This window comes from Epilithonimonas sp., from assembly GCF_056329745.1.
In genome coordinates, this window is record NZ_JBWEYV010000006.1 from 13,466 (window position 1) to 34,272 (window position 20,807).

The 20,807-nt window shown below is 37.7% G+C and carries 17 protein-coding genes; 9 read left to right on the top strand and 8 right to left on the bottom strand.

The window, feature by feature from the left end; genetic code table 11:
• Positions 1-222 precede the first annotated feature (222 nt).
• The gene (locus tag AC00Y6_RS05880; protein ID WP_474489688.1) at positions 223-2,088 is read left to right on the top strand and encodes a M1 family metallopeptidase; all 1,866 of its coding nucleotides are present in this window, start codon (positions 223-225) and stop codon (positions 2,086-2,088) included.
• A 33-nt stretch (positions 2,089-2,121) separates the two neighbouring features.
• Here the strand turns inward: AC00Y6_RS05880 and AC00Y6_RS05885 are convergent, their stop codons facing one another.
• Both AC00Y6_RS05885 and clpB read right to left on the bottom strand, forming a co-directional pair.
• Positions 2,122-4,200: an outer membrane beta-barrel protein gene (locus AC00Y6_RS05885; RefSeq protein WP_474489689.1), complete on the bottom strand. Its 2,079-nt coding sequence runs from the start codon at positions 4,198-4,200 to the stop codon at positions 2,122-2,124.
• A gap of 204 nt (positions 4,201-4,404) precedes the next feature.
• Positions 4,405-6,996: an ATP-dependent chaperone ClpB gene (clpB, locus tag AC00Y6_RS05890; protein WP_474489690.1), complete on the bottom strand. Its 2,592-nt coding sequence runs from the start codon at positions 6,994-6,996 to the stop codon at positions 4,405-4,407.
• A 449-nt stretch (positions 6,997-7,445) separates the two neighbouring features.
• On the opposite strand from clpB, the gene AC00Y6_RS05895 reads away from it, so the two are divergent.
• The 3 genes from AC00Y6_RS05895 (at position 7,446) to AC00Y6_RS05905 (ending at position 9,514) form a co-directional block, all read left to right on the top strand.
• Positions 7,446-8,237 carry an enoyl-CoA hydratase/isomerase family protein gene (locus tag AC00Y6_RS05895; RefSeq protein WP_474489691.1) on the top strand — a complete coding sequence of 264 codons (792 nt, stop codon included), beginning with the start codon at positions 7,446-7,448 and terminating at the stop codon, positions 8,235-8,237.
• Between the two features lie 66 nt (positions 8,238-8,303).
• On the top strand, positions 8,304-8,717 hold the full coding sequence (locus AC00Y6_RS05900; RefSeq protein WP_474489692.1) for a PaaI family thioesterase: 414 nt from the start codon (positions 8,304-8,306) through the stop codon (positions 8,715-8,717).
• A 302-nt stretch (positions 8,718-9,019) separates the two neighbouring features.
• Positions 9,020-9,514, top strand: coding sequence for a hypothetical protein (locus tag AC00Y6_RS05905; RefSeq protein WP_474489693.1), 495 nt, complete (start codon positions 9,020-9,022; stop codon positions 9,512-9,514).
• A gap of 76 nt (positions 9,515-9,590) precedes the next feature.
• Here the strand turns inward: AC00Y6_RS05905 and AC00Y6_RS05910 are convergent, their stop codons facing one another.
• From AC00Y6_RS05910 to AC00Y6_RS05920, 3 genes are all read right to left on the bottom strand, one after another.
• On the bottom strand, positions 9,591-10,163 hold the full coding sequence (locus tag AC00Y6_RS05910; RefSeq protein WP_474489694.1) for a glycine zipper domain-containing protein: 573 nt from the start codon (positions 10,161-10,163) through the stop codon (positions 9,591-9,593).
• A 163-nt stretch (positions 10,164-10,326) separates the two neighbouring features.
• Positions 10,327-10,962 (bottom strand): peroxiredoxin, encoded by a 636-nt coding sequence (locus AC00Y6_RS05915; RefSeq protein WP_474489695.1) that lies wholly within the window; start codon positions 10,960-10,962, stop codon positions 10,327-10,329.
• 128 nt (positions 10,963-11,090) lie between these two features.
• Positions 11,091-11,618: a hypothetical protein gene (locus AC00Y6_RS05920; protein WP_474489696.1), complete on the bottom strand. Its 528-nt coding sequence runs from the start codon at positions 11,616-11,618 to the stop codon at positions 11,091-11,093.
• 114 nt (positions 11,619-11,732) lie between these two features.
• Here AC00Y6_RS05920 and AC00Y6_RS05925 point away from each other — a divergent pair, with 114 nt between their 5' ends.
• The 4 genes from AC00Y6_RS05925 to AC00Y6_RS05940 all read left to right on the top strand — a co-directional run bounded on the left by AC00Y6_RS05925 (position 11,733) and on the right by AC00Y6_RS05940 (position 16,304).
• Positions 11,733-13,484, top strand: coding sequence for a glycoside hydrolase family 3 protein (locus AC00Y6_RS05925; RefSeq protein WP_474489697.1), 1,752 nt, complete (start codon positions 11,733-11,735; stop codon positions 13,482-13,484).
• Between the two features lie 46 nt (positions 13,485-13,530).
• Positions 13,531-14,691: an N-acetyl-alpha-D-glucosaminyl L-malate synthase BshA gene (gene bshA, locus AC00Y6_RS05930; protein ID WP_474489698.1), complete on the top strand. Its 1,161-nt coding sequence runs from the start codon at positions 13,531-13,533 to the stop codon at positions 14,689-14,691.
• A gap of 98 nt (positions 14,692-14,789) precedes the next feature.
• Entirely contained in the window at positions 14,790-16,055 is a 1,266-nt protein-coding gene (locus tag AC00Y6_RS05935; RefSeq protein WP_474489699.1) for a DUF2851 family protein, read from the top strand.
• A 12-nt stretch (positions 16,056-16,067) separates the two neighbouring features.
• Entirely contained in the window at positions 16,068-16,304 is a 237-nt protein-coding gene (locus AC00Y6_RS05940; RefSeq protein WP_474489700.1) for a PspC family transcriptional regulator, read from the top strand.
• Between the two features lie 91 nt (positions 16,305-16,395).
• Here AC00Y6_RS05940 and AC00Y6_RS05945 read toward each other — a convergent pair whose 3' ends face one another.
• From AC00Y6_RS05945 to AC00Y6_RS05955, 3 genes are read right to left on the bottom strand one after another with little or no spacing between them, the layout of a single operon-like run.
• Positions 16,396-17,169, bottom strand: coding sequence for a succinate dehydrogenase/fumarate reductase iron-sulfur subunit (locus AC00Y6_RS05945; RefSeq protein ID WP_474489701.1), 774 nt, complete (start codon positions 17,167-17,169; stop codon positions 16,396-16,398).
• 23 nt (positions 17,170-17,192) lie between these two features.
• Complete coding sequence (locus tag AC00Y6_RS05950; protein ID WP_474489702.1) at positions 17,193-19,202, bottom strand: fumarate reductase/succinate dehydrogenase flavoprotein subunit; 2,010 nt, start codon at positions 19,200-19,202, stop codon at positions 17,193-17,195.
• Positions 19,203-19,216: 14 nt separating this feature from the next.
• Positions 19,217-19,876, bottom strand: coding sequence for a succinate dehydrogenase cytochrome b subunit (locus AC00Y6_RS05955; RefSeq protein WP_474489703.1), 660 nt, complete (start codon positions 19,874-19,876; stop codon positions 19,217-19,219).
• A 201-nt stretch (positions 19,877-20,077) separates the two neighbouring features.
• Between AC00Y6_RS05955 and AC00Y6_RS05960 the strand changes: the two genes are divergently transcribed.
• Positions 20,078-20,761, top strand: coding sequence for a Bax inhibitor-1/YccA family protein (locus AC00Y6_RS05960; protein WP_474489704.1), 684 nt, complete (start codon positions 20,078-20,080; stop codon positions 20,759-20,761).
• The last annotated feature ends 46 nt before the right edge of the window (positions 20,762-20,807 follow it).

Below are 20,807 nucleotides of genomic sequence, written 5' to 3' on the forward strand. Positions count from 1 at the left end.
ATTTGTTTTTCTCTACATCTTCGGGATTTATCAGATCGCCCAACGAAATATATGAATATCTTTGGGATCCACACTTATTTCTATTGGTGTAGAGGTCATCTAAAAATGAGTTGTGATCGCTGAGAATGCAGTGATGCTTATCCTATGATTGCTTTATCGTTAGACGGTAAATTTCAGTTGATCTTTATTTTTTTATAAATTTGATTAATTTTAATTGATAGAATGGATAAGTTATTTGTTTCCTCGTTACTCTTTTTGTCTTGCCATTTCCTTACTGCGCAAGAATTATATATGCCAAGAAATATTAAAGCAGCTTACAATAGAGGCACCCGCGACATGTCTGGAAAGCCAGGAAAATTGTATTGGCAGAACAAGGGTGTTTATGATGTGAAGGTCAAAGTGGATGCTGCCAGTAAAATAGTGTCGGGATCTGAATTGATTCAATATTCCAATAACAGTCCTGATGAGCTCAAAACACTGGCTATTCGTTTTGTGAACAATGTTAACAAGCCTCAAGCTCCCCGCGCCGGTTTTGCGTCAAAAGAATCTTTGACAGAGGGTCTTAAAATAAAATGGCTGATCATTAATGGTAAAAAATATAACATCAATAGTGATAATTGGGGTACGGTAGAGTCTGTTAAGCTACAAAAAGCTATTGCAGCCAAGTCTTCGGTAGAAATCAAAATAGATTGGGAGTATCCATTGGCCAAAGAAAGTGGGAGAGAGGGGCAGATAGATCCCGAAACTTTTTATGTAGCCTATTCTTTCCCAAGGGTTTCTGTATACGATGATTACAACGGTTGGGATATGTTGTCCCACAACGGAAGACAGGAATTTTATAATGATTTTAACGATTATAGTTTTGAGATTTCTGCTCCCAAAAATTTTGTAGTTTGGTCAACAGGCGATTTTCAGAATCCCGAAGAGGTTTTGCAGCCAATTTTTCTTAAGCGTTTTAAAGAGTCCTTACAGTCAGATAAAATCATTCATATCGCTAACGCGGAAGAGATGAAATCTGCTAAGGTGACAAAGCAAAATGAGTGGAATGTTTGGAAATTCAAGGCCAACCATATTGTTGATTTTTGTTTTGCGCTGAGTAACCACTATGTATGGGATGCGTCCAGCGTTCAGCTAAAAACCAAAAGAGCCAGTGTACAGGCTGCTTATAATGCAGGTGCAAAAGATTTTGAAAAATATACCGAATGGATGCGCTATAACCTTAAATGGTTTACCAACAACTGGCCGGGTGTAGAATATCCTTTCCCGGTGATGACTGCAGTGCAGGGCTATGCTGATATGGAGTATCCCATGATGATTAACGACAGCAGTATTCCAGATGATCTTCGAGACGCTAGACTTACTGCTGATCATGAGATTGCACATACTTATTTTCCTTTTTACATGGGGATTAATGAAACAAGATATGCCTACATGGATGAAGGTTGGGCAACTACCTTGGAATATTTGATTGGTATTGATGAAAATGGTAAGGACGCGGCGGATGAGTTTATGAAGAATTTTCGAGTTAAAAGATGGATTAACGATACCTCTACAGAGGAGGATCAGCCTATCATCACGATGAGTTCGCAGCTTGCAGGAGCGGGTTATGGGAACAATGCTTATGTTAAACCGGCACTTTCTTACCTTGCACTCAAAGATTATTTGGGTGACGATTTGTTCAAAAAAGCATTACATAATTACATGGATAACTGGAATGGTAAACATCCCGTTCCGTGGGATTACTTTAATTCGATGAATACCGGTTCCGGTAAAAATCTCAACTGGTTTTTCAATAATTGGTTTTTTACAAATAATTATATTGATTTGAAGATTAATGCGGTTTCACAGGACACAAGTAAGATTATTTTAGCTGTAGATAACGTAGGTGGATTTGCAATCCCTTTTGATGTCGTCCTATCCTATGAGGATGGTACTACAGAGAGAGGACATTTTACACCAGCAGTTTGGGAAAAGAATCAAAATTCTACCAATCTCAATATCCCGGCAAAGAAGAAAATAAAATCGATTAGCCTGGATGGTGGGATTTTTATGGATTATACTCCGGCTGATAATGTCAAAACATTTTAGATAAAAGCCTTCCAAATCAGGAAGGCTTTTTTGTTAAAATGTAGCGGCGCCGGCAGTACTATTGTTGAGTTTTTTATCTATTTGCGTTTTCTTTCCCTTTGAGAAATCATAGCTTACTCCCAGAACAAACATATTTTTATCATTCCATATTTTGTTTAGTTTGGTGTAGTTTACCATACTTTCGGGGAGGCTTTTTGTTTTGTATGTAGCAGGCATTCCTATCCAGTACATTCCTGTGGTCAATGTCCATTCTTTGAGTTTATAATTGGCAAAAAGATGGCTGGAGTTTTCATTGGTGTTTAGGAAAGCACCGTTTAATATATAAACCGGTAAGTTGAACTCGTACTGAATATTAAATGATTTGTATTCCGATGAAATCACAAAGTAATTCGATATATAATTGTTTTTAATTTCCTGATTTTTTTGTGTTACCAGCTTTACCGCGGTTGGCGTAAGAAAAGTTTTAAGAACCAGAATAGTACTGCCGAAAGGTTTCACAGAACCTGTAATCTGCGCACCCATTTGTTGTGTATATCTTGAGTTTTCGTACATCAATGCAAAACCTCCAGTTGCTGTATCTTCTGTGTAAAATTGATTGATGTCGCCCTTCATATAATTATAAAAAACATTGGCGTTAAAATCAAAATACTTGTTGTTGAAAGTGTATTGCAGACTATTGCCAAAAGTTTCTTTTACTTTCAAGTAAGGATTTCCTCTTTGAACAATGTTGGGCGCTATCTGCACCACATTGCTGCTGAGCGCCGCACTCCAAGGGCTTTGTGGCTTGTAGCTGCTGGTAAATCTTAGATTTTGATTGTTTTTAATCGCATAGCTCAAAATAATTTTAGGTGTAAAAGTCCAGACATCGTCTAGGTTTTCGGCGCTTTTATTTCGGTTGTTCGTTAAGCCTGCTCCTAATCGATAAGCGAATTTGTTGATTTTTCCCGAATATTCGGTGTAAAGATATTGCTCAAAATAGTTGACGCTGTAATTGGAATTTCCAGCCAGATTGGATAAGTCATTGGAAATTGAATTGTTCGTAAAACGATATCCCGAAGATAATTTGGCTTTATCGAAGGTATGCACATGAGCCACTTCTCCTACAATTCCGGTTTGTATCGCAGAGAGGTTCATGTCATTATCAAAAACAGAACTGCCGGAACTCAAAATCCATTCTTTGGCCAGCTCGGATGTGTTGGTGGTAAAATGAGAACCCACAAGATTAACACTCAACTCATCTTTTTTACTCAGATTTTTGGAATAATACAAATCCAAAGTTGGTTTGGTATAATCAGAATTACCGTTTTTAAACATCCCATGTTCTTCTGAGATCTGATCTTTATAAAAAAGACTTCCACCATTGCCTTTTACAAAGCTGGTGAAAAGATCCAGGTTCATTTTTGCCTGAAATACATAGTTGTCCGTTGCATTTCTGGTGTATCGCAAAACGATATTTTGATAAGTATATCCAAAATGATCTCTTTTATTTTCTTCCGATCGGTAATGCGAGCCATTCAGATTGTAGTCGTAGATACTTTTTACCGTCCTGTTGTCGTAATCCCGAAGGTTCATAGAGTATTCTAGCCCAAAGTCGTTTTTGCCTCTTGTGTAATTGCCGTAAGCTGAGGCGTTGACAAAACCTGTGGTTAAAGCCGCTGTGGTATCCGCTCCAAAGACATATCCCGTTTCCGGATTTCTTGTGATGAGGTTGACAACTTGGTCTGCTCTGGTAGCCCATCTTGCTGGTGGCATGTCGTAATATTCTACTTTTATCACTTCTGCTGGCTGCACACTACGGATCTGCATATCGCTGGCTTCTATACCATTGATGAGAAAAAGTGTGGTTCCACCTTTGGTACTTTTCAGCGTGTTGGAGATGGGATCCAGTTGTAATTCGGGAAGGGTTTTGATTAGATCTTTTGCATATCTGGCTTTCTCGATGGCATCTTTATCAAAAGTATAGACCGATTTGTCGGCAAATTGTTTTTTATGTTGGGATTTCAGTATAACCTCTTCAATTTCTTTCGTATTTTTTATGGTATCTGATTTTGTTTCCTGCGCAAATGCATGTGCAGTACAAAGAAGCAAAAGGCTGATAATAGTTTTATTCATAGTTTGTTTTTATAAAAGACAAGATGATTCAGAAAATGTTGCAGATTTAGTCCTTTTATACAGTAAGACATTTTAAAAGCATTTTCCGTTACATCTGATCAGCTATGCTGCATACACATTGTTAAGTATCGTTAAAAACAAAAAACCTCAACTAAATCTAGCTGAGGTTTTTCTTTGATTTGATATGAAGAAAAAATGTACTATTTATTCCACTGGTCGGAAAACCAGTCCGCTTTCTGGAAAGTAATCCATGGTAATGCGGTCTCCGTCATTCACGTTTCCGGCAAGTATTTCTTTAGATAGTTTATTTAAAACATCCTGCTGAATCACCCTTTTCAACGGTCTTGCTCCGAAAACTGGATCGTACCCTTTATTCATCAGATAATCTAAAGCGTCTTGAGTTGCGGTCATCATAATATTTCTTTGTGCCAAAAGCGTATTCAAACCTCGTAATTGATATTGTACAATTTTGCCAATATTCTTTTTGGTTAAAGGTTGGAACAAAACGATTTCATCAATTCTGTTCAAGAATTCTGGTCGAAGGCTTTGTTTTAACAAATCAAAAACTTCTTCTCTGGTTTTTTCAACAATTTCAGCTTGGTTATCATCATTCAGTTTTTCAAAATTCTCCTGAATCAAATGAGATCCCAAATTGGAAGTCATAATGATGATCGAATTTTTGAAATTTACTACTCTACCTTTATTGTCGGTCAATCGGCCATCATCCAAAACCTGCAACAATGTGTTGAAAACATCCGGATGCGCTTTCTCGATTTCGTCTAAAAGTACCACAGAATACGGTCTTCTTCGTACCGCTTCGGTCAATTGTCCGCCTTCATCATAACCCACGTATCCCGGAGGCGCACCAACTAAACGAGAAACGCTGTGACGCTCCTGATATTCGCTCATATCAATTCTCGTCATGTTGTTTTCATCATCGAAAAGCAATTCTGCCAACGCTTTTGCTAGTTCGGTTTTACCAACTCCGGTGGTTCCTAAAAACAAGAATGATCCAATTGGTTTTTTATCATCGCTCAAACCGGCTCTGTTTCTTCGGATAGCGTCTGCAACGGCTTCTATCGCTTCTTCCTGACCTACGACACGTTTGTGCAATTCGTCTTCCAAATGCAACAATTTTTCTCTTTCCGATTGAATCAATTTGGTTACCGGAATTCCTGTCCATTTTCCAATCACTTCTGCGATGTTTTCAGAAGTTACTTCTTCTTTAATCAGTTCATTTTGATGGTTTTGCATTTCCAATTCCACTTTAGCCAACTGATCTTCTTTTTCACGAAGTTTTCCGTATTGTATTTCAGCCACTTTAGCATAATCGCCAGCCCTGGAAGCACGTTCTGCTTCTAATTTTAGGGCTTCAATTTCTTTTTTAATGTTGGTTAAATCTTCGGATTTTTGTTTTTCCTTCAACCATTTTGCATTAATCTCGTTACGCTGCTCGGTGATTTTGGATAAATCTTCTTTGACATGATCGATTTTAGTTTGATTGCCTTCTCTGGAAATGGCAGCCAATTCGATTTCCATTTGCATGATTTTTCTATCCAAAACATCCAATTCTTCCGGTTTTGAATTGATTTCCATTCTTAATTTAGCCGAAGCTTCATCAATCAAATCAATTGCTTTATCTGGTAAAAATCGGTCGGAAATATAACGTTGAGACATTTCTACAGCCGCAATAATCGCTTCATCTTTGATTCTTACCTTGTGGTGCGCTTCGTATTTATCTTTAATTCCTCGAAGAATAGAGATTGCCGATTCGGTATCTGGTTCTTCCACCATCACCTTTTGGAAACGTCTTTCTAGGGCTTTGTCTTTTTCAAAATATTTTTGATATTCATTCAAAGTGGTTGCGCCAATTGCTCTTAGTTCTCCTCTAGCTAAAGCAGGTTTCAAAATATTTGCAGCATCCATTGCGCCTTCGCCACCACCGGCTCCCACCAAAGTGTGGATTTCGTCGATGAAAAGTATAATTTGTCCATCAGATTTGGTGACTTCATTCACTACGGATTTCAAACGTTCTTCGAATTCACCTTTATATTTTGCACCAGCGATCAAAGCTCCCATATCCAATGAATAAAGCGTTTTGTCCATCAAGTTTTCAGGAACGTCGCCAGAAATAATTCGGTGAGCGATACCTTCCGCAATGGCTGTTTTACCAACGCCAGGTTCCCCGATAAGGATCGGATTGTTTTTGGTTCTTCTGGAAAGAATTTGCAACACTCTACGGATTTCTTCGTCACGGCCAATTACAGGGTCTAGTTTCCCTTCCGCAGCCAGTTCGTTGAAGTTTTTTGCGTATTTATTTAAACTTTGGTATGTTTCCTCAGAGCTTGCAGAGTTTGCTTTGGAACCTTTACGAAGTTCTTTAATTCCGCCTTCCAAAAGTGATTTGGTAACGCCCATGTCTTTCAGCATTTGCGAAACCGGTGAAGAAACTTCTATTAATGCTAACCAAAGATGCTCGATAGTGACAAACTCATCGCCCATTTTTTTAGCAATATTGGGGGCATCCAGCAAAACTTTGTTTGCGGATTGTGATAAATAAATATTTCCGCCTTCCACTTTCGGAAGTTTTTCGATATTTTCTCGGTTTCTTTCACGTACCAAATCCGCATCTGCTTCGGATTTTTTCAATAAAAATGGCGATATATTTTCGTCGGTTTGGAAGATACCTTCTACGAGGTGCTGAGGTTCGATTTGTTGGTTGCCAAACTCCATTGCCACTTGTTGTGCAGCTTGGATGGCTTCCTGTGATTTTACAGTGTATTGGTTTAAATTCATATTATTTTTTGATTTAGATTTTAAAAATAGACAGCAAATTTTATACTAACTAAGGTTATAAAAAGCTGTTTTTTATCAAAAGCAGTAAGAAGTCGGCTAACATCCGGGTTCTTACTGCTCAGATCAATTATTTACTTCGGATAGCAATTCTCAAAAAGTATTCTAAATTGTTAATTGAGTAAAAATAAGTCAAAATGGCGGAAATTATTTATTTTTTATATTTATGTAATGTCAATTTTACCTGATTTGCATGCTATAAGGCAATATTAATGATATTGTATTAACGTCTCCAAAAGAAAATTACACACAAAAACTTATTATTAAATAATTAATAGGAATAGCTATCAAAAGCCGTATTTTTACAGTCCGGCTTTTGTTATTTGATGAATAAAACTTTCTGAAGACATTTGAATAAATAGTGTTAAATTGCTGATGAAAATTGAAGAATTATGTATTCACAAATTGATATAGATACCCATTTTGACGGAAGGCTTCAGGTTATCCACCTCAATCAGCCCGAAAGTTACAACAGCCTTACACAAACAATGTTGGGCGAGTTGCGCAATGCTGTCCACAAATGTAGCGAAGACCCCAATGTACGCTGTGTGGCTATTGCAGCCAAAGGAAAAGCTTTCTGTGCAGGCCAGAACCTGAAAGATGCTTTGGCTTTTGAGGCAGAAGACCGGTCGATCCAGAGGTTTGTGATAGAATATTATAACCCTCTTGTGCAGGAAATTATCACATGCAGAAAACCTGTTATTGCTTTGGTTAACGGTGCAGCAGTAGGAGCTGGTGCGATGTTGGCCTCTATTTGTGATTTTACACTGGCGGCTGAGAGTTCATATTTTTCCTTTGCTTTCGCTAATATCGGTTTGATTCCAGATACGGCGGGAACATATTACTTGCCCAAATTGGTGGGACGTCAGCTAGCTAGCTACCTGACTTTTACAGGGAAAAAAGTCCCTGCATCCGAAGCTAAAAAAATAGGTCTTGTAGCGGATGTTTTTGCAGACTCCGAATTTGTAGAAAAATCGATGGAAGTACTGACGCAGCTGGCGCATTCTGCAACCAAAGCACTCTCATTGACCAAAAAAGCCTTTAATAAATCCTATGATGCCACACTAAAAGAGCAATTAGATTATGAATCAATCATCCAGCAGGATGCTTCTGAAACAGCTGATTTCAAAGAAGGGATTGCGGCTTTTTTAGAAAAACGCCAGCCCAATTATAAGGGGAAATAAGTTTGAAGTTTTATAACCAAGAGTTTGATTTTTTAAAGATTATTAGTCAATGATCATTTATAACGGATGAATGCAAAAGAAACTGCGGAATTTATGTTTGGGAAAGATCTGTTTTCCCAATGGTTAGGTATAGAACTGGTAAAGATTGAATCCAACTACTGTCTTATAAAAATGCCTGTAAAGCCTGAGATGATCAACGGATTAGGTACTGTTCATGGTGGTATTACGTTTGCGTTTGCAGATTCTGCTTTGGCATTTTCTTCCAACAACACTGGTGAAGCGGCTGTTGCTCTCAATTGTTATATCAATTTTACAAAAGCTGCAAAAAGCGGTGATGTTTTGTTTGCAGAAAGTTTTCTTCTTAGTGAAACGAGAAAAACAGCTGTGTACGATATCACTATTAAGAATCAAAATGATGAGATAATTGCCGGCTTCCGAGGGACGGTTTATAAGATTGGAAAGAAAGTCATCGATTTATAAAGGACTTTGATAATTTCAGTCAAAGGAAATTCAAGATTAACTTTGGATATTTAAAGTTTTAATCAAGCTTAATTTCTGTAAGCTCAACCTCAATCAATTCCATAAAGAGTTTGAAGCACACTTGTGGGACTTAAAATTTGAATAATAAGTTGTTCGACTTAGGATGTCTGAAATTATGCTTTTCTTCTAGTGACAATCTCCTTTTAAAAAGCTTTATATTCTATCGACTGGCGTGATTTTGGCTAGAAGTAGAACTATTAATGACCTGTTAATTGAATCAAATAACTTAAATCCAAAAAATAATGAATCTGTCTAAAGTAAAGCATTATTCTGCTTGCGTAGGTTACGCTGCAGTAATCCCTTTCTTAATGGTGGCTTGTAAAAAAGATCCTGAGATTAAAGATAAAAAGGTAGACACTGTAACGGTTGTAGAGAAGCCTATTGATACAATTTCTGCCATTCTCAAAACGGAGAAAGAGTCTAACCAGAATATTGTTTCTGTGGATGCATCCAAGATGCCAATCAGGCTCAATCTTGAAATCACTAAGCCGGATGATCAAATAATTCTGAAAATGAAGAATTTAGACCAATCTAAAATATCGGCGTATCTCAAAACTGATAAACCAATGAATGTAAGATTTAATCAAATTAGGATGCCGGATAACACATTTGATGGACCGTTTGGACAAACTCTACAATATGATACCAAACAAAAAGGAGAATACTGGCTGATCATTGCCAAAAGCAATATGGCATCTGGAGATCCTATCGGAAAGTTCTTTTTGAAGGTTGAATAATGTAGTAATCAAAGATATTCCCAACTGTTAATTAGTAATTTAGATTGATAGACTAATTAACAATTGGGAATTTTTATTATTTCTTTTGGACACGTCCTGATTTTCTATCCTCAGCGCGGCCAATTGTATAACCTGTTGCGCCACCAGCTATACCACCAATCACGGCGCCAAGACCTGGATTTTTTCTCGCAATAATAGCTCCTGCTGCTGCACCGCCTGCAGTACCTATTACGGTACCTTTAGCTGCGCTACTCCAGCCTTTTTTCTTGTTAGCTGTTGTAGTACCATTATTTGAAGAAGAACCTGCCGATGAGGATGACCCGCCGCCATTATTAGATGCAACCGCACCAGAAGATCTTCTTGACGACGATTTTTTCCTAGCAACCGATCTATTAGCTTCGGCCCTGTTCGCTTCTTCTTTTCTGGCAATTTGTTTATCGGATTCAACTTTGTTGAAGCTGTCTTTTTGACGCTCAAAATTGATTTTCTCTTTTTCTATAGCCAGCTTCTGCTTTTCCAAATCAATTTGCCTACTCTGGTAATCCAGTTTTTGTTGTTCTAGGGATGCCATTGGTATTTTTTCGTCATCCTTTTTACAAGATGATAAGGTTGCCACAGACAAAACGCCTATTAAAAATATTCTGTTCATAACTTTTAGTTTTGTTCACAAACTGTGATTTAACTTTAGCCATTCCAATTTTAATTCCAAATTAAAAAAAATACTTGTTAAAATTTGTTAACTGGTACCATTGTATTCACCAAAAAAGGTTCGGAAATTACTTCCCGACCATTGTTGACCTATAATATTATTGTTATTTGTTGGGTTGTGGCGTATATCTAAGGTAGGGTTTTACCACTTTCACACCTTTTGAGAATTTTTTTTCTGCGTCTTCTTGTGATACAGCTGGTGGTATAATGACATCTTCACCATCTTTCCAATCCACCGGTGTTGCGATCCCAAAATTATCCACCAGTTGCAAAGAATCCAGAACACGTAAGATTTCTGTAAAGTTTCTCCCCGTAGAAGCCGGATAAGTGATAATAAGCCTAACTTTTTTATTGGGATCGATAATTAAAAGGGATCTTACAGTAAGTGATGCATTGGCATTGGGATGGATAAAATCGTATAGTTCTGATACATTTTTGTTCTCATCTGCTATAATAGGAAATTCTAACAATGTATCCTGCGTTTCATTAATATCAGATATCCAACCTTTGTGGTTATCTACGCCGTCTACGCTCAATGCTAATACTTTGGTATTCCTTTTTTCAAACTCTGGTTTTAATTGAGATGTCCGCCCCAGTTCTGTAGTACAAACAGGGGTGTAATCTGCAGGATGAGAGAATAAAATGCCCCATGAGTCACCCAGGTAGTCGTAAAAATTTATTGTTCCCAAGCTGCTTTCCGATGTAAAATTAGGTGCGGTATCACCAAGTTTAATTGACATATTTTTGTTATTTTTTGAATTAATGAAGAACAAATATAGAAATAAAAATATCAATTCATACCAAATTAGTATATATTATTGTCATAAAAAAAACCGTCCAAACTTGAACGGTTATTTATCTTAAGATTTTACTTAATGATTTTTACGTTAGAATCATTAATGTTATATCTTTGAATCACTTCGTCATAGGACAATTTAGATAAATCTTCTTTTACCCCTTTATTAGCAAATCCACCTGGCACAAGTACTACGCGGAAAGTTTGACCATTTAAAAAGTTAGGCGTTGTTGACAAATCGTAAGTACCACGCACATAAACTTTAAAATCGTTAACCGTGAAATCAAAGTCATAATATACCTCTTGAGAAACATTATTCACAACTGGGTTGAATTTTGCAGGAAGCGGTGTCCATATTGGTGAACCGTTTTTTGAAGTGTCAGTTTTTAAATAGATTAAAGCTACATCGGAGTTACTCACAGGTAGTGAACCAAATGTTTTATAAAAATTCCATCCATCATCATTATTATAGCTAAAATTAACGTTGGGGTACTCTAGTACGCTGGAGATAGTATCGTTATCTACTTTGTTATCTCTATCACAGCTCCAAATAACCATGCTGGATATCAAAAGGAGCAAAAAAGGCCAAAATTTTTTCATGAGTTTAATTATTTATGTTATACGTTGACTACAAATTACAGACCACAAAAATAGCTATTATCAAATGAATTAATATCTTTATGGAAACTTTTTAAAATTATAGATTCCCAAACAATGAAAAGGTTAAGTCTGCTGATTCTAATTCTATCTTCAAAATTTTATAATGCACAATATCAGCCTAAAAACATTTCGGATTCCGAAATTAAAAAAGCCAATAACTGGGTTGTGCAAACTTACAATAATATGTCGCAGGACGAGAAGTTGGGTCAGCTTTTTATAGTAGCACTTTACACCAATAAGGATGAGGCACATATTAGCCAGGTTAGAAATATCGTCAACAGAGAAAAAATTGGTGGATTAATCCTGATGCAGGACAATGCTACGCGGGAAATTAATCTCGTCAATGAGTTTCAGGCACAGTCAAAAGTTCCATTAGTGATTGGGATGGATGCAGAATGGGGCGTTTTCCAGCGGATTGCCAAAGCACATAAATATCCTTGGGCGATTACCTTGGGTGCCATTCAGGATAAAGGTTTGATTACAGAGATGGCCGCTAAGATTGCAGCAGATTGTAGGAGAATGGGCATTAACTGGGATTTTGCGCCTGTTGTCGATGTTAATACAAATCCTAATAATCCAATTATTGGCAACCGAAGTTTTGGTTCTGATGTGGAGAATGTAGTGGCTTCTGCGCTGGCTTATTCTGATGGCTTGCAGGACAATAGTATTCTAGCAGCAATCAAGCATTTCCCAGGTCATGGCGATACGGATAAAGACTCGCATTTGGATTTGCCCGTGGTTTCCCATCAAATGGAGCGTTTGGAGAAAATAGAGCTGGCACCTTTTAAAGCTTTGGTGAACAAAGGTATTGGCGGTGTGATGGTAGCGCATCTTTATGTTCCGAGTTTGGAAGATAAGAAAGGAGTTCCCGCATCGGTCTCTGAGAAAATTGTTACCGGACTATTGAAAGAGAAATTAGGTTACAAAGGTTTGATTATTACCGATGCTCTTAATATGGGAGCTGTGGCCAACAAATATAAAGCCGGCGAGCTAGATGCTATGGCTTTCAAGGCGGGAAATGACCTCATGCTTTTTTCTCAAGATGTTGCGACCGGAAAAAAACTGATTCAGAAAGCCATTGACAATGGAGAGATTCCACAGGCTAGAGTAGAGGAGAGTGTTAAAAAAATTCTCTTGACCAAATATTACCTTGGTCTTGATCATTATAATAATGTCAATCCTACCAATATTGATGTTGACCTTAACAATGCGTCGCATACTGTGCTTGTACAAAAGATGTATGCCAATGCACTGACATTAATTAAGGATGAAAAAAAATTGTTACCGCTGAATCAACAGGCCATTTATTATTATGTGCCTTTGGAAGAAGCGCCTTATCAAACATTTTATAACCAGTTGGTAAATAATAAGCATGTGATTTTAAAAAAGCCTAATGCAATAGCAAGTATTCCGGCGAATTCTACAGTGATTGTGGGGCTTCACAAAGATAATTCCACCGCGTATAAACCGTATAAGATTTCCGATACAGGCAAAAGGATTATCAATGAACTGAGTAAAAATCAGAATATTATCCTGGATGTTTTTGGAAGTCCTTATGCTTTGAAAGACCTTGATTTATCTAAATTATCAACAGTTTTAGTTTCTTACGAAAATAACGATGACGCCATGATTGCTACTGCCAAAGCACTTTTTGGTGAAACCAAAATTTTGGGACGATTGCCGGTTTTGGTAAATGACCAGTTAAAATTTGGAACAGGAATAGATGTTGAAGCTTTGGGTTCAGGCAATCAAGGTGATAGAAAAAATAGTTCGGCAGCCACAAAATCTAAGGTGGTAATTGACTAAATTTATCACCGCAAAAGTCATCAAACTTTTACCTAATTGAAAATCAATGAAAATAGGAATACTTTGCTATCCCACATATGGCGGTAGCGGCATTGTAGCCACAGAATTGGGCATGAGCCTTGCGGATAAGGGTTATGAAGTCCATTTTATCAGTTCGGCGTTGCCGGCTCGCTTGGATGTTACCAACCCTAACATTTTTTTTCATAAAGTTAATGTCCAGACTTACCCTTTGTTCCAATATCAGCCTTATGACATCGCTCTGTCGTCTATGATCTACCGCGTTGTTAACCTTTACAAACTGGATATTTTGCATGCTCATTATGCAATCCCTTACGCTTACGCTGCTTTTACGGCAAAACAAATGCTGAAAGCCGAGGACAAAGATGTGCCTCTGGTAACAACACTCCACGGGACAGATATTACGCTGGTTGGTCAGCATCCGAGTTATAAACATGCTGTGGAATTTTCTATTAACCAGAGTGATAACATTACTTCGGTTTCCGAAAGTTTGAAGAAAGATACGTTGCAGTTTTTTCATATCAAGAAAGAGATTCAGGTGATAACCAACTTTATCGATAATACAGAATTTGAGCATTGCACCAGTTGCCAGCGTGAACAGTTTGCCAGCCCGGATGAGAAGATCCTGATTCATGTGTCTAATCTTAGGCCTGTAAAAAGGATTCAGGATGTCTTGGAGATTTTTAAAAATGTTAACCGAAAAGTTAAATCTAAATTAATCATTATAGGTGAAGGCCCGGAAATGGAAAAAATTTCCGAATTCCTAGAGCACAACCCTGAACTGATTGGCCATATCAAGTTGCTGGGGAAAGTCAATAATCTGTATCATATCCTGCAGCTTTCGGATGTATTTCTTTTGCCGTCGGAGCAAGAAAGCTTTGGATTGGCAGCATTGGAAGCTATGGCCGCCAGAACCCCTGTGATTAGTAGCAACGCCGGCGGAATCCCGGAAGTTAATATCCAAGGAGAAACAGGATTTTTAGCGGAAATTGGAAATGTCGAGGCGATGTCTAACTATTGCATTAAGCTTTTGAGTGATGATAATCTTCTTAATCAAATGAAAGATAATGCCAAAAAACAGGCTATGAAATTTGATCTCAAAAATATCCTTCCCATTTATATCGAGATGTATAAAAACACCATTGCCCAATTTGAAAATGCAAAACTGGCAGAAGCAGAAATCAAATAAATTACTGATAAAAAGTTAGTTACATTAAAATATTTTGTAATTTAAACCTTTCGGATGTGCTCCGAGAGGTTTTTTTATTCACTTAAAATTGATTGTCAATGAATGAAGAACTATTACAATACCTCTGGAATTTTAAAAAATTTAAGTGCTTTGATTTTGTATCTATCTCTGGCCAACCAATTGAAATATTGGATTTTGGTACTTGGAACAGAAATTCGGGACCTGATTTTCTATTGGCTAGGATTAGGATAGAAGGACTTCTTTTGGTGGGTAATATTGAGATCCATACCAAATCTTCGGATTGGTTTTTTCATAATCATTCCGGCAATCCCGAGTTTGAAAATCTCATTCTCCATGCAGTTTACATTAATGATTGTGAAATCCCAGAACTGGAGAAGCAGCATGTGCCAACGCTTGAACTCAAAGGTTATATAGATGAAAACCTCATCAAAATGCATCAGACTTTAAGCTTCACGCATCAGTTTATCCCATGTGAGCGGCTGTTTAATAAAAACAAAATTCCATTGATTTTTGAAGAGCAAATTTTGCTTAAAAAGCTGGATGAAAAGGCAGATCGGTTGGCCGTGTCAATGATTAACAATCAAAATAATTATGAGGCCATTCTTTTCCAACATTTGGCCTATAGTTTTGGCTTGAAGATTAACGCTGAAATTTTTCTGCAGCTGGCAGAAAGCCTGGATTTTTCAATCATCCAAAAAGTAAGGCAGAATCCGCTTCAGCTAGAAGCCTTATTTTTTGGGATGTGTGGTTTTCTGGAAATTCCAAAAGATGATATGATGAATCAATGGAAACGGGAATTTGATTTTTTGAATCATAAATTCGGTTTAGGCAATGTAAGGTTTCATCCCAAGTTTTCAAAACTGCGGCCGCCTAACTTCCCCACAATACGGCTTGCTCAGTTGGCTTCACTTTATAGCTCTGTCCCTAATCTTTTTTCGAAGTTTATAGAGGCCGACTCTTTGGATGATTTTTACAAGATTTTTAATCGTGTTGTTGCATCGGACTACTGGAACAATCATTTTAATTTTGGGACAGTTTCAAAGGTTGTCAACAAAAAAGTTTTGAGTCGTGCTTTTATCGATTTAATCATTATTAACGCTGTGTTGCCTGTTAAATATTTTTACCATAAAAATTCTGACCCAGAAGTTGCTGATAATATCCTAGAATTTTACAGACAACTAAAGGCGGAAAAGAATTCCGTTCTAGATCAATGGGCTCATCTAGGAGTAGATTTTAAGAATGCGATGCAAAGTCAGGCATTTCTTTACCAGTATAAAACATTTTGTAGTCATAAAAAATGCTTAAATTGCAGTATCGGTTTTCAATTGTTGAAGGAGGACTAATATTATCTTATTATGAAAGAACCCAAGATTATCAATAGCCTAAGGCACAAGATGGAGAAAGAGTGGTTTGGTGTACTTACGAGATACGGTACAAAACTCGGAATACCTGTATCTAAACTGAGGATCTTTTTTATTTATTCTACGTTTGCAACCGCAGGTATTTTCTTTCTGTTTTATCTTGGATTAGCTTTTTCCCTTTGGATAAAAGACTGCATTATTACAAAAAGGCCAAGTGTGTTTGATTTGTAATCTCACAATCTTATTTACACGAAACTATTTTTTAATCATAAAAAAACCGATTGTGACACAATCGGTTTTTTATGTTAAATTATTATTGTTATTAAGAATCCGCTGTTGTAAGATTAGCCACAGCAAATTCGCGGTTCATTCTCGCAATGTTTTCAAGCGATATACCTTTTGGACATTCTACTTCACATGCACCTGTGTTGGAACAGTTTCCAAAGCCTTCATCATCCATGGCCTGAACCATGTTTAGAACCCTTCTTTTAGCTTCTACACGCCCCTGAGGCAACAATGCAAATTGGGAAACTTTTGCCCCCACGAAAAGCATTGCAGAACCATTTTTACAAGTTGCTACGCAAGCACCACAGCCAATACAAGCTGCCGCATCCATCGCCTTATCAGAATCTTCTTTAGGCACAAGCATATTGTTGGCATCTGTGGTGTTACCCGAAGTATTAACAGAAATAAAACCGCCAGCGGCCATTACCCTGTCAAACGCACTTCTGTCAACCACAAGGTCTTTAATTACAGGAAAAGCAGCACTTCTCCAAGGTTCTATATGGATTGTTTCACCATCCTTGAAATGTCGCATATGCAATTGGCAGGTAGTGATTCCTGTATCAGGACCATGTGCCCTACCATTGATATATAAAGAACACATTCCGCAAATACCCTCTCGGCAATCGTGATCAAACGCTACAGGATCCTTTCCTTCGCTGATCAGCTGCTCGTTTAGGATATCCAGCATCTCCAAGAATGAAGAGTCTGTGGAAACATCCGATATTTTATAAGTTTCGAATTGTCCTTTCGATTTATTATTTTTTTGTCTCCAAATTTTCAGCGTAAGATTTAAGCCTTTTTTTGCACTCATTTTTATATATTTTTAAATGGAGATTATTTATAACTTCTTGTTTTCACTTCTATATTTTCATATACAAGCTCTTCTTTATGCACGGTTTCTGCATTGATGTCTGCACCATTATATTGCCATGCTGCAACATATTTGTAATGCTCGTCATCACGCTCTGCTTCCCCATCTGGAGTAGAGTGGTCTTCACGGAAGTGGCCTCCGCAAGATTCATTTCTATCAAGGGCATCAATTGCCATTAGTTGTCCAAGTTCCAAGAAATCAGCCACCCGAAACGCTTTTTCAAGTTCAGGATTTAAGTTATCTGCTTCACCAGGAACTTTTACATTTTTCCAAAAGTCATTTCTCACTTCTTCTATCTCTTTGATAGCTTCTCTCAGGCCTTCAGGCGTTCTTGCCATACCCACCTTGTTCCACATAATGTGTCCCAAAGCCTTATGGAAATAGTCAACTGAATGGGTGCCTTTGTTAGTCATAAAGAAATTAATTTTTTCTTTGATGCTGTTTTCCGCTTCATCGAACTCTGGAGTATTTGTAGGTATTTTTCCAGTTCTGATGTCCGATGAAAGGTAATCAGCAATAGTGTAAGGCAATACAAAATAACCGTCTGCCAAACCTTGCATCAGGGCAGAAGCTCCCAGCCTGTTGGCACCATGATCTGAGAAATTGGCCTCACCAATTACAAAACATCCTGGGATGGTCGACATCAAATTGTAATCTACCCAAACACCGCCCATGGTGTAGTGAACCGCTGGATAAATCTTCATTGGTGTTTTGTAAGGATCGTCTGCTGTAATTTTCTCGTACATTACGAAAAGGTTACCATACTTTTCCTCAATCCACTTTTTACCAAGATCATAGATTTGCTGATCTGTAGGGTTGTGGATATGTTTTTCAAGCGCGGCTTCTTTCCCTTTTTTGATAATTTCTGTTGAAAAATCTAGGAAAACACCTTCCTTAGTTTCATTATTTTCGATACCAAAACCGGCATCGCAACGTTCTTTTCCAGCTCTGGAAGCAACATCCCGTGGAACCAAGTTTCCAAAAGCAGGATAACGTCTTTCCAAATAGTAATCTCTGTCTTCTTCTTTGATATTTTCAGCTCTCAGTTTTCCTTCGCGGATCGCTACTGCATCTTCAATCTTTTTAGGAACCCAAATTCTTCCAGAGTTTCTAAGCGATTCTGACATCAATGTCAGTTTAGATTGCTGCGTCCCGTGAACAGGGATACAGGTTGGGTGAATCTGTACATAACAAGGATTTGCAAAATAAGCTCCTTTTTTATGAATCTTCCAAGCTGCAGATACATTGGATCCCATTGCGTTGGTAGATAAGAAGTAAACGTTACCATAACCTCCCGATGCAATGACAACAGCATGTGCAGAGTGTCTTTCGATCTCGCCGGTAACTAGGTTTCTTGCGATAATACCTCTTGCTTTTCCGTCGACAATCACTAATTCCATCATTTCATGACGGTTCATCATCTTGATTCTTCCTTTACCTATCTGTCGGCTCATTGCAGAATATGCACCTAATAAAAGCTGCTGTCCTGTTTGTCCTTTGGCATAAAATGTTCTTTTCACCTGAACACCGCCGAAAGAACGGTTATCCAACTGGCCGCCGTAATCTCTACCAAAAGGAACACCCTGAGAAACGCATTGGTCAATAATATTAGCCGAAACTTCTGCTAATCTGTAGACGTTGGCTTCTCTAGCGCGGTAATCCCCACCTTTGATCGTGTCATAAAACAATCTGTATGTAGAGTCACCGTCTCCCTGGTAATTCTTAGCAGCATTAATACCACCTTGTGCGGCGATAGAGTGTGCTCTCCTTGGAGAATCTTGATAGCAAAAAGCTTTAACGTTGTATCCTTGTTCGGCAAGCGTGGCTGCAGCTGAACCGCCAGCCAATCCTGTCCCAACAATGATAATGTCTATTTTGTCCCGGTTGTTTGGTGCAACCAGGTTCATGTGATCTTTATGATGTTTCCATTTATCCATTAAAGGACCAGCAGGAATTCTTGAATCTAAACCCATAATTTTATTTTATATTATTGAGTAACGAAGTGATAAATTGCGATAATGATGAATCCAAGCGGAATGATAACAGAGTACCAGCTTCCGAAAGCCTTGATAAAAGGCGTGTATTTTGGATGTCTTGCGCCAATCGATTGAAATGATGACTGGAAACCGTGTGCCAAGTGTAGTCCTAACAGTACGAAGGCAATAACATAAAGAACCACTCTCCATACATCGTGAAACTTGTGGTGTAGTTCTTCCCAGTATCTCAGCTCATCAGGATTGTTTCCTTGGATGTACTTGTAAGTCACTTCCGGAATCCAAAAATCATAAAAGTGCAATGCCAAGAATGCTAAAATAACCGCTCCTGAGATAATCATGTTTCTGGACATCCATGTAGAATTTGCTGAGCCATTGTTCATTGCATATTTTACAGGTCTTGCCTTGTTATTCCTAATCTCTAGAACAAATCCCATGATGAAATGGAAAAGTACCGCGAACATAAGAATCGGTTGCATCAGAAACTGGACTGCCGGATTGTAACCCATAAAATGTGATGCCACATTAAAGTTGTTCTCACTAAAAATGGAAATCAAGTTAACGCTTAAGTGCATTACCAAGAATATCAGCAAGAACATTGCTGAAAGTGCCATAGCATATTTTCTGCCTATAGAAGACGTAATACCTGCCATAATTCTGTTATTGTTTGAATTTTTACAAATTTAAAAAATAGTTGATTTACTTAATGTTGAGAAATGTCACTTAATAGCAGTTTGTAATCTTTCTAAATAATGAGTTAAAGTCATTATTATCAATGTAGATTTTGTTTTGATTTGTTGATTGTTTTGTGTACGATGAAAATGCTATCTTTGAAGATAACAAATTTTAAAAAAATGAATAATTCATTAATGGTATCTCAGCTATCTGAAGTGGAAAGAGCTGAGTTCTACAGAAAAACTTATATGCACGTTGCAGTGGCTATTTTGGCTTTTGGTATAGTGGAGTATCTATTGCTTAAAACTATACCGCTTGAGACTGTTTTGACTATGGTTTCTGGAAAATATATCTGGTTGATGGTGATTGGTGTTTTTTGGCTGGCATCTATGCTGGCAACCAAATTATCGTTTTCACTTTCCAGAAATACGCAATATCTGGGACTGGCATTGTATGTTTTAATAGAGGCTGTTATTTTTCTCCCCATGTTGGGGATTGCAAGTCTGTATGCGCCAGAGGTGATTACTCAAGCTGCATTGCTGACACTTTTTATGTTTGCAGGCCTTACAGCAACTGTATTTTTCACCACCAAAGATTTTTCATTCCTTAGGAATATCATCGTAATAGGTGGGTTTGTAGCATTGGGTGTTATTGTTGCAGGTTCAGTCTTTGGATGGAATTTGGGACTTTGGTTCTCGCTTGCAATGGTTGGTTTAGCGAGTGCCAGTATCTTATACGAGACTTATAATATCAAAAATGTTTATGGCAAGGAACAATATGTAGGCGCGGCGTTGCAAATGTTTTCTTCTATCATGTTATTGTTTTGGTATATATTGCGAATATTTTTAAATAGAAGAAATTAATAATTGTTTTTGAAAAAAAAGGGCCGTTCAATTGTTTGAAACGGCC